This window comes from Longinema margulisiae, from assembly GCF_025266855.1.
Taxonomy (GTDB): domain Bacteria; phylum Spirochaetota; class Brevinematia; order Brevinematales; family Thermospiraceae; genus Thermospira.
Genome location: NZ_CP053071.1, coordinates 1,178,106 through 1,192,194, shown reverse-complemented (window position 1 = coordinate 1,192,194; position 14,089 = coordinate 1,178,106). Strand labels below are relative to the sequence as shown.

The 14,089-nt window shown below is 43.2% G+C and carries 6 protein-coding genes and 1 tRNA gene; 3 read left to right on the top strand and 4 right to left on the bottom strand.

Features of this window, described 5'->3' with window-relative positions; genetic code table 11:
• Positions 1-1,304: 1,304 nt before the first annotated feature.
• Positions 1,305-3,806 (bottom strand): TIGR03960 family B12-binding radical SAM protein, encoded by a 2,502-nt coding sequence (locus BREVNS_RS05370; protein WP_483428018.1) that lies wholly within the window; start codon positions 3,804-3,806, stop codon positions 1,305-1,307.
• A 498-nt stretch (positions 3,807-4,304) separates the two neighbouring features.
• Positions 4,305-4,982: a hypothetical protein gene (locus tag BREVNS_RS05365; protein ID WP_483428017.1), complete on the bottom strand. Its 678-nt coding sequence runs from the start codon at positions 4,980-4,982 to the stop codon at positions 4,305-4,307.
• 560 nt (positions 4,983-5,542) lie between these two features.
• Between BREVNS_RS05365 and BREVNS_RS05360 the strand changes: the two genes are divergently transcribed.
• Entirely contained in the window at positions 5,543-6,343 is an 801-nt protein-coding gene (locus BREVNS_RS05360; RefSeq protein ID WP_483428016.1) for a transposase, read from the top strand.
• Positions 6,344-6,427: 84 nt separating this feature from the next.
• Here the strand turns inward: BREVNS_RS05360 and BREVNS_RS05355 are convergent.
• Positions 6,428-6,514: transfer RNA gene (locus BREVNS_RS05355), tRNA-Ser, on the bottom strand.
• Positions 6,515-6,598: 84 nt separating this feature from the next.
• On the bottom strand, positions 6,599-9,088 hold the full coding sequence (locus BREVNS_RS05350) for an alpha-amylase family glycosyl hydrolase (RefSeq protein ID WP_483428015.1): 2,490 nt from the start codon (positions 9,086-9,088) through the stop codon (positions 6,599-6,601).
• Between the two features lie 715 nt (positions 9,089-9,803).
• On the opposite strand from BREVNS_RS05350, the gene BREVNS_RS05345 reads away from it, so the two are divergent.
• Together BREVNS_RS05345 and BREVNS_RS05340 are read left to right on the top strand one after the other, a co-directional pair.
• The gene (locus tag BREVNS_RS05345) at positions 9,804-11,036 is read left to right on the top strand and encodes a hypothetical protein (protein WP_483428014.1); all 1,233 of its coding nucleotides are present in this window, start codon (positions 9,804-9,806) and stop codon (positions 11,034-11,036) included.
• A 520-nt stretch (positions 11,037-11,556) separates the two neighbouring features.
• Complete coding sequence (locus BREVNS_RS05340; RefSeq protein ID WP_483428013.1) at positions 11,557-14,085, top strand: DEAD/DEAH box helicase family protein; 2,529 nt, start codon at positions 11,557-11,559, stop codon at positions 14,083-14,085.
• Positions 14,086-14,089 lie beyond the last annotated feature (4 nt).

Below are 14,089 nucleotides of genomic sequence, written 5' to 3'. Positions count from 1 at the left end.
TTCGGAGAAAAAGCAAAAATCTTGAGACAAAGCAAGAAAGCCCTCTCCTGCTGTACCAAAAGAAGACCTCAAAAACAAAGGGACAGCACTTATATTTGAAAAAAGATTGAGCCCCTTGTACAGTTTTTTCTTCCCCTGTTTGGGTCAGGGGCTGCGCCCCTGAAACCCCGTTTTTTCTGTTTACAGCAGGCCTGTTTTTTATTCAAAAAAAGGCGGGTGGTTTTTATCAAGAGAGATATTTTTTGGCTAATTGTGCTTCTTTACAACTTTTTTGAGAGCATGTGTCGTTCCACATAGGAAACTGAATAGCTATTTCCACATTTCTTAATGAACAAGGAAATAACACGAGAAAGCTCTGTTCTTTCACCCCTTTTTTTCTGTACCCCACTTCGACTTCGCTCAGTATCCACCGGGCCGCTTTTGCGGTTGTGCGTCCTTTGTCGTAAGGGGGAAGTCCTTCCGGAGTGAGGGTGCAGGAGGCACCCGGGGCGACATCTTTTGTTGTTTTTTCTCACAAGCCCACCAAAGCGGAGCTGGAGGGCTTTTGCTGAGACATGGGAATAGAAAGAGGGAGAGGTATAGACATAGGTTAAACGTTTAACCGATGGGTTGTTTAGCTGAAACAAGGTCATAGCCCTGGGTCCTGTGGTCTCAGAAAGCCCCCTTCTTGCTGAGATATTGCCATAGCCCTCGCCCCTGCCTGCGGTGTGCCGTCGGAGAAGCCCCGTGGGAGTAGAGGCCATGCGGGCTGTTGGAAGAGGGCTCCATTTTCTTGCCGATGTCCGAACCACAGGAGGTGGTGAGGAAGCCCGGGGTCAGGCACGGAGGGCTGTCCCCGGGCGGCTACAGAAGAGAGTGGGGCTACAGGCTTTTCTTCCAGCCCGCACCATGGGAGACAGGTCGGTGGCTACAGAAACCGCCGCAGGGGCGGGGGCGGGGTTTTCAAAAGGGGCGGAGCCCCTTTTGCCCGCGCGGGAGCGCTTTTTCCGAAGTCAGGAGGACGAGTTGAGGTCGCCCACGGAGGAAGGGCTTCCCCTGGAAAAGGAAGAAGTTTTTCTTTGCCCGCAAAAGCGGCCTGTCTTCCGTCCGAGGCGCATGCGTAGCATGCGACGAGGACAAGGCCCCCTTTGCCCATACGGGAGTACTTTGTAAAAGAAGGAAAATGGGTGACAAAATAGCCCAAAACTGAAAAAGAAAAGATGATCGAACAACTATTCAGTTTTTGTGTGAAGATAACCATTCTGTATGAATGTGGAACGACAAACTTTTTTGATAGCATGGCACATTCGTGCCATGCTATCAGATTATAATTCCATGAGAGAAACCTCTCTTCCCCCCTGGATCACAAATCGCCTAAGAAGAAGGGGACGATAACGGAGAAGTTCAGGCATCCCTATACCGGTTATAGCCTCAAGGACATCCTGAAGACGCATACCTCCTTCTGTCAGGGTAAAACACACCTTCGTCATCCCTTCCGTTGTCAGCGAATGAATATACTCTCGAAGCAACAGTCGTTTCTCCCCGGACTTTGTCTGCTTGAGAAAGGTCGCCTCTTCAGGAATAGAAGAAAGAGAAGAGAAAAGAGAAGGGGCTTCTACCATCATTTCGCAGAGATGCGTTTTGGCACGCTGACTGAGTGCCTTGGTACCAAGGGGCAAAAGATTCACTGCCATCAGGCGAATACCATCAGGCAAACTCTCATTGAAACGCTCTCTCCACTCCTCAGGAAGAAGGTGTTTCCACACCATAACCTCTGCTATCTCCTGCTCACTCTCAAATCCCAAAGGTAACGCCCACAAAAAGGCAAAACGGAAATGAGGATTGAATCCCCTCGTATAACAGACAGGAAGATTGGATCTTATCACGGCTCTGGAAAGAACCTCCTCAAGATCAGTCGGTGAGAGATAGCGTGCACTTCCTCGCTTGGTAAAGGAAAACCGCAAGACCTCTAATGGCTCCTTCCCTATCTGGACATTGGAAAGAAAATTCACATCAACAAAAGCTGTTTTTTTCTCTGCCTCTCTTGGCTTGAGTGTCACAAAATCACATACCCGACAATGATTCACACACCCTTTTCGACAATCATCAGAAAAGCTCCTCTCTTCTGCCTTTTTCTTTTCTCTCAGGAGAAAATCCCGACTTACCGTTTCAATCACCTGCCAGGGGAGAGGATCATCATCCTCCTTGGGTTTTATATATTGCCAGGGATCAATACCCACTTTCTCAAAACTCCTCTGCCAGAGATCTAAACGAATTCTATCATTCCAGCTATCAAAACGAGCCCCCATTTCCCAAGCCTCGAGAATTACCTTTCCTAACTGACGATCCCCTCGCGAAAATACCCCCTCCAAAAAACTCAGATGGGGGTGATTATAGCGAATCTGTACCCGATGATTTCGTCGAAAATGACCGATAAGCCCTTGAAAATATTCAAATGCCTCATCAGGATCCATCTGACCAGCCCACTGAAAGGGGGTATGAGGCTTGGGAATAAAAACCGCTACACTGGCCGTGAGGGTGATACGCGGAAAACGACGACTAAGCGTTTCAAGAAGAGTTTTAATTCCACTGACCTCTTCAGCAGGAGTAGTATAGGGAAGCCCTATCATAAAATAAAGCTTCACCGATCGCCAGCCAAAATTCTGAGCAATTTCAATAACACTACAGAGATCTTCTTCTGTCACGGTTTTGTTTATAGAACGACGAATTTCATCCGTAGCCCCCTCGACCGCAAAGGTAAGACCCGACTTACGAATCTCCTGAACCTTCTCAGCAAGATCAAGGGTAAAACTATCAAGCCGTAAACTTGGCAAAGAAAAGGAAATCCCATGGGGGGAAAACTGTTCATGTAAAAGAGGAAGAAGTTCATTCAGTCTTGAATAGTCACTTATAGAAAGACTGATGAGAGAAAACTCCCGATACCCCGTCTCCTTCACTGCCTCTCTTGCCAGCTCAAGAATAGTCCCCACACTTCTCTCTCTTACCGGCCTATAATGAATGCCGGCCTGACAAAAACGACACCCCCGGGTACACCCTCTCGAAACCTCAACCACCGCCCTATCCTGCACAGCCTCACAGTTGGGAATAATCTGTCGTGTCACAAAGGGAAGTCTCTCCAAATCCTGTTCTGTCCTGAGACGCACAGGCTTTCCCTCAGGAACAACCACCCCCCCTCTCTTATGAAGGGTATAGAGAGAAGGTACATACACCCCTTGAATCTCTGATAGCCTTTGAAGAAGTTGCTTTCGTGAAAGAGAAGACTGAGTATGGCACACCTCCATTATCTCAAGAAGGGCTGACTCCCCATCCCCAACACACACCGCATCAACAAAATCAGCAATGGGCTCTATGTTTCCCGTAATAGGCCCACCTGCAATAATCAAAGGATCTTCTTCCGTCCTTTCAGAAGAAAAAAATGGAATACCCGAAAGATCAAGAACCGTGAGAAAGTTGGTATAGAGAAGTTCATACTGAAAGCTAAACCCCACGACATCAAATTCCCGAAGTGGTGTCTTGCTCTCAAGACTATAAAGGGGAATCTGGTATTCCCAAAGTTTTGCCTCCATATCTATCCAGGGAGTGTAGGCCCTTTCACACACAAATCGATCATCCCTATTCACAAGGTCATAGAGAATCCGTATGCCTAAGTTGGAAATACCAATCTCATAAACATCAGGATAAACAAGGGCTAAAGTTGTTCGATCTTTGTGACTTTTTTGAATACTGTGGATTTCCCCGCCAGTATACCGAGAAGGTTTTTCTACAAAAGGGAAAATATGCTCCTCAAGAAAACGTGTATCTATCATAGCCCATCCTGAAAAAGATAGTATAGTGTAGAGATAAAAAAGATATTTTGCAAATACTTTCTCACCTACCAAGGAACAATAGAAATCCATCAAAACTAACTAAAAGAAGACCTTACCATCACTATAATCTTCCATTTTCTCCATGAGGAATTACACCCATGAAAATCCCATCTCTATGCTTATGGAAGTTTATTTGTGTTTTGAGACCCTTGCACGAGTGTATTCTTCCCCTGTTTGGGTCAGGGGTTTCACCCCTGAAACCCCGCTTTTTCTGTTTACAAGGGCATATTTGTCTTTTTTATTCAAAAAGAGAGGATTTTTTATTATGGATAGAAGATATTTTTATGCTATTTCTCTTTTTTTATAACTTTTTGAGACCTTTGCACGAATGTGCAAAGGTCTCGTTTTTATTGTTTTATTGAGCCCATTGCATCTTTGTGCAATGGGCTCACTTTGTTCTACTACCAAAAGAGGATATCTCCTTGAAGGATACCTTAACTACTGATTGGTATTAGTAACCACAATCACATTTGTTACATAGATCACCTGTGGGGTAGGAGAAGCAGGTTGTGCGGATGGTTGTGGGAAAGGCGTTTGCGGTTTGACATAAACCTCTACAAGCTGTTTTCGCCATACCCAGTTAGAGAGCTGAGGAAAACTCTTGAAAAAGGCCTCTTTGTCACTGGCTTCTCTATCTTCCCAGAGAAGTTTATAAGCAGTTGTTGGGACAAATCCCACCTTGGTGTTGGTAATATGGATATAAATGTGCCCGAGATAGACAATTTCTCCGGTTTGCACATAAATAGGCTGTTCAGGAAAGGTATGTCTCACCATGGTAGTGTTGAAGGTAGTATTACTAATGATAAAATCCACAGGACTGATAACCGTCGGAGCGGTATAATAGACGACCATCTCGTTACTTTTGGTGTTTTCCATCTCAAGAAGATAGTAGGTTTCCTGCGGTTGCTTGTAGTTCCACAGAAAACGATATATGCCAAGAGCGTCGATATAACTACCCTCTGGATTGTAGTAGCTATAGGTGAGATAGATAATCCCTCGATCCGGATACTTTTCCAAGAATTTATGGATATTATTTGGACGCACACGGTCAATATTATAGCATCCGGCCACACTTGCTATCACAAGAAAAAAGAAAAATACCTTTTGTATTTTCATAAAAACTCCTTGCTATGTATTCTATAAATGATATTATAGAGGTTTTTTTAGAAAAGAGCAAGTTTTAAAAAAGAGTAGTAAGAAAGGAGATCTTTTGCTCTCTCCTTTCTTCAAAAATATGCCGCCTAATTTTTTTAGGTAAGAATACTTATTATATTGTTCTTTGAAAAAAGTGGATAGCATTGTTTCACTTTCTGCAGCCTCTTTTTTTCTCAGCCAAAATATCTTGGAAAAAGACGAGAATAAAAGAGAGGAAAATCTCTTAGAGGGAAGTCTCCAGATATGAGAAGAAAATTGGTATGCTATCCCCTTTGTTCAAACATTCTTTTTCTAACTTCTTTATATAAAATAAATTATCATCTTTTCTTTTGAAAAAAGGAGAGAGCATACTCACATCTCATATCTCCCCATCCTTTCTCAGAAAATATCTTCCAAAAAACAACCCAAAACCTTTTCTTTCATAGGAAAATTTTTGACTTTAACAAATATATGACTTTAATAGGACAACTTTGACAAATTTTTCTCGATAATATATGTAAACACCAAAAAGGAGGTTTTTTATGGAGAATCTTTCCTACGAGATGATTCAAAAAATGAGCGAAAGGGAGTGTGAGAAACTCTTTTTCAAACTTCGTTGGCCTGATGGTTTTGTATGTCCACGCTGTCAAGGAAGACACGGCAAAAAGATTTCTGGAAGGAAACTCTGGCGGTGCACAGCCTGTGGGGCCCAGGTTTCTCTCAAAAGTGGTACTCTTCTTCACGCTTCACATCTTTCGATCAAGGAATGGCTTTTAGCTTTAGCCCTCCTTTCTGCAGAGAAGGGAATTTCAGCAAAGAGTTTACAGAAACGTTTAGATATCTCGTATGAGACGGCATGGCTTTTTCTTCACAAGATTCGGGAGGCTATCCGTAAAAGCCAGAAGGGGGCTTTTCCCCATCTCATAGCCACGGCGTTTCTTCTTCCTGGTATTCAAAAGATACAGAGAAGAAGTGGCGGTCCATACCCTGTGGTGGAGACAAAACAGGAAGACGAAGTTTCACTTGCGAAGCTTACCCTTCTTCCTTCACAGGCGAAAAACCGTTTTGGCCTTTCCCCGGAAAGCAGGTATCTTGTAGGCAAGCGGGTGGTGTTTTCTCTTCCAGACTGGGTGTACGAGATGATGGAAAAAGCAAGAGAACTTCTTTCGACGACGTATCACTATGGATGTCGGAAACATATGCAGCGATATCTTGATGAGTTTAGTTTTCGGTGGAATACGGCAGGGGAAAAGCGTATAGAAGGGATACTCATGTCGCTTGTAGGGTGTGGGCCAAGGACGTACAGGGAGTTTGTGGAGGAGGGGATGGTGCTTGTGGCTTAGCTCTCTCCTTTGATCAAAGGAGAGAGCATTGACAAAAGCCCCCTCCAAAAAAACAGGCCACCACTTTGGCGTGATGGCCTATCTCGGAGAGGGAGGGATTTGAACCCTCGGTACATTGCTGTACACACGCCTTCCAAGCGTGCTCCTTAAGCCAGACTCGGACACCTCTCCCTTATGAGGATAATAGTATAAGGGAAAAGCAAGAAAAAAGCAAGTTTTCCCCACCGCAGGAATCTCCCACGGCGGGGAAAGAGTTTATTGTTTTTTCAAAACAAGCACTTCATACTTTTTCACCAGAACACTTCCACTTTGTCCAGGAATATTCGCCACCCCGTTTCTATTAGCAATAATAGTCCACGTCCCTGAGGGAAGGGCTACCGTGAAATCCTCTCCAGCGTTATAGACCACAAAAAGATCGGATTGGCCCAAAGGAGTTCCTATGAGAAGATTGGTGGTTACCTTCCAATCATTCGTCAGGCCTGCTTTGACATAGGTATCTACCTCATCCCAGGTGGTATAACGGAAATGAGGATACGTTCGTCTCAGCCATATCATGTTGGTATAGTAGGAGAAAACGGAAATGTTGGCCGATTTGAGATTCCAGCGAATCTTGTTGACCTCATCATCGGCATTGTAGGAATTTTTGGCCTTTTCCCAGTCTGTAGAACTACTCTCATTGAGCACTTTGGTACGCAAGAACTCATCCCCTGCATGCAGGAATGGTATTCCCTGTGAGGTGAGGATAATACCTATCCCAAATTTATTGATATTGGTTCCCTGTTCGCCGTTCGTGGCCCCTGCGTACCGAATTTTGTCCCACCAGCAGAGATTGTCATGAGCAGAAATATAGTTGATGGATTGTTCCGGATCATAGGCAAACATAGAATCCCAGTTATCTGCAAGGGCATAGATACCCTTACTGTACATAATAGATCCTCTCACCCCTGCTGGTATTCCTCCCGTCCAGTCAGGTTGGACCCCAAAGGCATAGGCCATAGCCTTCCCATCGTTATCTCCTTTGAGCCTTTCCCTGTACTTGGGGTTGAAAGCGCCGACATGAGCAGAAGCAAGAAGGGGCATCTTGCCAAGCCTTACCTTGCTATTTTCAGCAGGATCAGAGGCATACCCATTCCACGGTTCCCCATAGAGGAGGAGATTTCTGTCTGGATATTTGCTATTCAGGTATTCTCCCCACTTGCGTACCTCATCGTAGGGGAAGATACCAATCAAATCAAACCTGAACCCATCCACATTCATATTGCTCACCCAGTAGTCTAAAGAATCTCGAATCATACGACTCACCATGGGTTGGCCGGCATCAATGGAGTTTCCACAACCAGAAAGATCATTCAGGGTATAATACAGCGTACTGATGTATTCAAACACACTCTTATTGTAGGTGTGATTGTACACCACATCCATGATCACCCGAATCCCATTTTTGTGAAACTCATTCACCATGGTTTTGAACTCTTTGATGCGGTTGGTAGGATCTGTTGACCACTGAGAATACTGATCCTCAGGGACATTGTAGTTCCAGGGATCGTATCCCCAGTTATATTGAACGGTATAAAAATCATACACCGGCATCAGTTGCACATGGGTAATCCCCATCTCCTTGAGGTGGTCAAGGCCTGTTTTGTAGCCACCGTAGGTCGTTCCTGGTTCCACCATCCCTAAGAACTTCCCTCTTTTTTCCTCAGGCCCATTCCAGCTACTATCAATGGTAAAATCCCTCACATGAACCTCATAGACAATGGCATCCTCACGATTCACAAGGGGAGGACGAGGACTCCACCCTCCATCAGGGTCGGTGATATTCGTATAAGGATCAATGACTATATTCTGTCCACTCCCATTTACCATTTTTCCATAAGGATCCCTCACCAAGAAACCACTTACAACAAAATTGTAGGGCTTCAGCCAGTGATTACCTGGCACATGGACATAGTAGATGGTATTGGGATCTGCTTCTGGATATCGTGGAAGGTTGGTTTGTTTCATCTCATAATCGGTACCATCAAGGCGAAGTTTTACTGTTTTATTCCCCGGAACCCAGATGGCAAAGGTACTTCCTGCTGGGGTATAGACAACCCCTAATTCTGTGCGGTATTCTACGGTACCTTTTGAGAGGATATAGGTGTTGGAATTGGTTACGGTCGTATGGTATCCCATCACCACAAGAGTACACGTCTCGCCTACACTCATACCCTCACCCACTTCAATAGTACTGCCATCACTATAGACCTGAAAATCCGACCCGTTGGTAGAATAAGCCCCTGTAGCCGAGAGACCACTTACTCGAAGGGTCACGACCACCTTGTTGGTAAAGGTATACGTCTCACATTCAATCCAGGCATAAGGCTCTTCCGGGTTATAGTCGTACCAGTTTCCGTTGGTCCAGTACCATCCGGTACGATTGCGGTAAAGATCAGGGGTTTTTGTGGTGGTATCACCCGCCTTGTCTTTGAAAAGAAGCCAGCTTTCCTTTCGCCCCTGAATGGTGTAACGATACCAGTTGTTCCCTACATCCTCCATGGCCGGAGAACTCGTCCACGCAGGGCCATTTGGCCAGTAGTAAATGTAGGCACCTATCCAGCTCTCCGGTTTTTTGAAATACACCGTAAGGGAAGCAGTTTCTCCTGTTCCCCCTCCGCCTCCTCCAGAAGAAGAGGAAGACACCGCACATCCTGTAAAAGAAATCCCTATCATGAGCAGAAAAAGTATCATTTTCCTGTTTTGCATATCTATCCTCCAGAAAAGAGATACAAATAGTATACCACAAAAAAACCTTTTGTCAAATGGGGGTATGGGATATGATTTATCTTCCTTACTTTCAAGAAGCGCTCCCGCGCAGGGCAAAAGGGGCGTTATCCTCGTCGCATGCTACGCATGCGCCTCGGACGGATGGTAGGCCGCTTTTGCGAGCAGACAAAAAGACTTTCTCTTTCCCGAAGAAGTCCTTCCTCCGTGGGTGACATTGCCTCGTCCTCGGGACTTCGGCAACCACAACTCGTCCTCCTGACTTCGGAAGCATAGCGCCCACCTCGCTTCGCCGATTCCCCGCTAAAGCGGGGGCCCCGCGGCTACGCTTCGGTGGGCTTGTAGAAGAAAGCAACAGAAGATGTCGCCTCGGGCACATCCTGTGCCCTCACTTCGGAAGGACTTCCCCGTTAGCAGTACAAAAAGTTCTATTCACCACCGCAAAAGCGGCCCGATGGGGTACAGAAAAAAAGGGAGAACAGGGCCTTCTCTATCCAGATTGCGGGATTTGGGCGAGGGCTATGACTTTGTTTCAGCAAAGAACCATGGTTTAGCTGAAACAGGGTAATAACTCTATCTTGCCGTAATGTTTTTAAAAAGCTGGTAACGTTCTTTTCAGGAGACCTGCCACGAGAAGATGAGGAAAGATAAAAAAAAAGTTCCTCCCTGGCCGATAATACGACACAAGGAGGAACCCATGCGTAAAGAATTTACCTTCACTTTGACTATCGACTACCCTGATACAAAACTTGAGACACTGGTAGCGGTTTTTCTCCAGGCTATCAAAGGAGTGTTTGAGTCATTTGTGTATCAGATTTCTGTAGAAGCGGCAGAAAAAGAAATAAAAAAAGGTCATATCACCTGTACCTGCGGAGAAAAACATCACTTCATATGGAAAACAAAGCATGGAAAAAACACCTTTTTTGTTCTGATGCCCTTTGGAAAAATCACTCTTCCTCAACTCCAGATTCAATGCAAAAAGTGTGGAAGAAAACTTTTTCTTACGAGATCTCTTCTTGGTGTAGAAAAGCGAAAAAGACAAATCCTGAAAGATATCTACAGAGTGGCTTTAGCTGGGGCTCTTACCACCTATCGAGTAGCTGCCCGGATTCTTTCCTTCACAGGCTATAAAATCGGCCTCAGCACCCTCTGGAAAAACCTTCAAAATATTGGGAAAAAGATACATTTCAGCCTATCGGAAAAAGAAAAACCCTGTGGGGAGGCCGATGGAACGGGTATTCCTGTTCAGAGCAAGAAAAAAGGAGAAGAGGTCAAAATTCTTTTGCAGGAGAGACAACAAGCCTCCCCTTTGACAGGAAAAAATACAAGAATAGCGGGCCTTCTTGTGGATAATTACCATGCAGGTTGGGACAAACTTCTTAAGCCTATTCGAGAAAAACACTCTTTTTCTCGGTTTTTTCTTGTTGTCGATGGAGACAGAGGGATTAACCAGGGCAAATATTCCGGTATTGTTTTTCAACGATGTTTGTGGCATGTGAGTTATCAATTGAAGCATTTTCTTCGTCTTGATGGAGTGAGATATCGTTCTCGTGAGTGGACAAATATTGTCGCTGAAACAGGAAAAGCCTGTTTCTTGGGGTATAAAAATGACTGGCAAACAAAACTTGGCTATCAAAGTCAGCGAAAGCAGCATATCCAGAATCTTCTCTCTTTATTTCAAGAAAAAAGGCATAAACATTGTTTTTATTATCTTCTACGTGCTCAAAAAGACATGTTTGCCTGTGACAGTGAAGAAGGTTTACCAGGAACAACCTCAAGGGCAGAACGGGTGATGAGAACCATAAACCAGAGAATGGATGTAGGTGTATGGAAAAGAGAAGGGGCAACCAATGTTCTTGCTGTACGTTTGCATTACTACTATAACCGTGATGAGGCTATCGATGGTGTCTACTGGCAGGATGTGATGTAAAAAAATGGGAATAGTACGTACTTATTCCCCTGTTTTATGGCCTGAAAGGGGGATTTTTCCTCAGAAAAAACTTGTTTATCTAAAACGTTCCCTGTATACTATAGCTAACAAAAATCTTTTGGGCCAGGGTTAACTTCTTATCCTTTTCTCCCTCTTCCAGGTCTCCTGTTGGAAACGTAATCAAAAAGCTTTTGGGTTATTTCCCTATTCACAGGAAATGTGAAAATAGGTATTCAGTTTCATATGTGGAACGACACAAGAGTATTGATATTTTTCGAAAAACAAAAAATTTAATTTGAAAAATCTAAGATCATTCTTTATAATGAAAATATGTGGTTAACTATAATTTGCAAATTCACTTACTTACAAAATGTTGCGCAAGAGGCAGAATGTAAAAATTCTGGAAAGATGAAACAACTTCCAATAAGGGAATTTTTTAACTCTATCTCCAAGAGGCATCTCATACATAGAGATCGAAGAGAATATAGGAATAAAATATTTATATCTGGAAAGCTTTAATATGGCAGAGAAAGAAGCAAAAGCACGGATAAAAATCAACAAACTCCTTGAAGAAGCTGGCTGGCGTTTCTTTGATAATGAAGCTGGCAGGGCAAATGTTCTTCTTGAAAACAATGTCAAGCTTACCAAAGAGAAATTAGACGAGTTTGGAGAAAACTTTGAAAAAACAAGTAATGGCTTTATTGATTTCTTACTTCTCGATGATCAAGGTTTTCCATTTATTGTCTTAGAAGCAAAAGCCGAGGATAAAAATCCGCTATTTGGCAAGGAACAGGCTCGCCGATATGCTATTTCACAACACTGTCGCTTTATTATTCTATCAAATGGGAATATTCACTATTTCTGGGACTTGGAAAGGGGCAATCCTCACATTATCAGTCGTTTTCCATCTCCTGAAACAGTAAAGGGATATTCTACTTTTAAGCCAGACAGAAGCAGTTTAGTCAGCGAAGTAGTCGATACAGATTACATTGTTCTGACACAAAAACCGGATTATATGAAAGATCCCTCATACATTAACGAAGAAACCCGAAAAAATTATATTGAATCAAACAAACTCCGATTTTTAAGAAAATATCAGATTCGTGCTGTCAATTCAATTCAGAATGCAGTAAAAGAAGGGAAAGATCGCTTCCTTTTCGAAATGGCTACAGGAACCGGAAAAACACTTGTATCTGCCGCGGTAATAAAATTATTCCTGCGAACCGGAAATGCACGACGGGTCTTATTTCTGGTAGATCGGCTTGAACTGGAAGATCAGGCATATAAAGCCTTTGTCGCTTACCTTAAAAACGATTATAAGACTGTTATTTACAAAGAAAACCGTGACGATTGGCGGAAAGCAGAAATTGTTGTTTCCACCATTCAGACGTTTTTATCCAAAAACCGCTACAAACGGCTCTTTGCTCCCGATGATTTTGACCTTGTAATTTCAGATGAAGCTCATCGCAGTATTGGCGGAAACAGCAGAGCGGTTTTTGAATACTTTATCGGGTACAAGCTCGGTTTGACGGCAACACCGAAGGATTATCTAAAAAATATTGATACTGCAGAGCTTGGTGAGAATGACCCACGCCAGCTGGAACGTCGCCTTTTGCTTGATACCTATAAAACCTTTGGCTGTGAAAACGGTGAACCAACTTTTCGCTATTCGCTTGTTGATGGTGTAAGAGATGGTTTTCTAGTAAATCCTGTGGTAGTTGATGCAAGAACAGAAATCACTACACAATTACTTTCTGATGAGGGTTATTCGGTTATTTCACAAAATGAGAATGGCGAAGAAGTAGAAGAGACCTATATACATAAAGACTTTGAGAAAAAGTTTTTTTCTGAAAATACAAACAGAGCTTTTTGCAAGGCGTTTATGGAAAACGCTTTGAGAGATCCTATTAGTGGTGAGATTGGAAAAACAATTGTCTTTTGTGTTTCGCAAAACCATGCAGCAAAAATAACCCAGATTCTTAATGAAATGGCTGATCAGATGTTTCGGGGTAAGTATAGCTCTGATTTTGCTATTCAGGTTACCTCAAGAATTGATGATGCTCAGCAGTTCACTGTCAATTTTACAAATAACCGGCTTTCAGGTACTGGGAATTTTAACCCATCTTATAAAACCAGTAAAACCCGTGTTTGTGTAACTGTAGGTATGATGACAACTGGTTATGACTGCCCGGATATACTTAACCTTTGCCTGATGCGACCAATTTTTTCTCCAACTGATTTTATTCAGATTAAAGGCAGAGGTACACGTAAATATAATTTTTCCAGCGATATTATTGACCCGCAATTGAAGACACAGATTGGAGAAAAACAAAAAGAAAATTTCAAACTGTTCGATTTCTTTGCCAACTGCGAGTATTTTGAAGAAAAGTTTAATTATGATGAGGTTTTAAAACTTCCAAAGCCAGGCTCAGGCGAGTCAACCGCATCCGAAGTGCGTGAACCATCCGGAATTGATAGCTATGAAAGTTCAAGGTCAGACCAGATAACCAAACTCGAACATTCTGTCATTGGACCAGACGGCATGAAGATCGACAGAATGTACTTTGAGAAGTTTGAGAAGACTATCATCGAACATCCGCTACTTAAAGAGCAGGCCCAAGCCGGTAAATGGGATGAACTCATGGCATACCTTGAAGAGCATATTCTCAATAAGCCCGAAGAATACTTTACCCTTGAAAAACTACGCTCATCCATACAGATTGACCGACGTGTTTCTATGCGAGAAATTATCGAAAAAATTTTCGGCATGATTCCGTATTTCAAGACAAAAAATGAACTGCTGGATGAAGAGTTTGACAAGTTTGTCAGCAGATACTTGCCAAAAGAAGAGTATTTTACCTACGCAAAAACTGTTTTCAAGGCATATATTCTTGATGCGGAATTCAGAGCCATTATAGATGATAAGAATTTTGCGTTATTAAATGTTTCTCCTTACGGTGAGGCATTCAAGAAATTACCGCCCAAACTGCGGGACGCAATACCAGAATACATAAAAGACTTTGTGCCACTTAACAAATTCATAGCATAAAAAG

Excerpts from the sequence above, each read along its gene's own strand:
- BREVNS_RS05345 (WP_483428014.1), top strand. The coding sequence starts at position 9,804 with ATGCGTAAAGAATTTACCTTCACTTTGACTATCGACTACCCTGATACA.
- BREVNS_RS05370 (WP_483428018.1), bottom strand. The coding sequence starts at position 3,806 with ATGATAGATACACGTTTTCTTGAGGAGCATATTTTCCCTTTTGTAGAA.
- BREVNS_RS05360 (WP_483428016.1), top strand. The coding sequence starts at position 5,543 with ATGGAGAATCTTTCCTACGAGATGATTCAAAAAATGAGCGAAAGGGAG.
- BREVNS_RS05365 (WP_483428017.1), bottom strand. The coding sequence starts at position 4,982 with ATGAAAATACAAAAGGTATTTTTCTTTTTTCTTGTGATAGCAAGTGTG.
- BREVNS_RS05340 (WP_483428013.1), top strand. The coding sequence starts at position 11,557 with ATGGCAGAGAAAGAAGCAAAAGCACGGATAAAAATCAACAAACTCCTT.
- BREVNS_RS05350 (WP_483428015.1), bottom strand. The coding sequence starts at position 9,088 with ATGCAAAACAGGAAAATGATACTTTTTCTGCTCATGATAGGGATTTCT.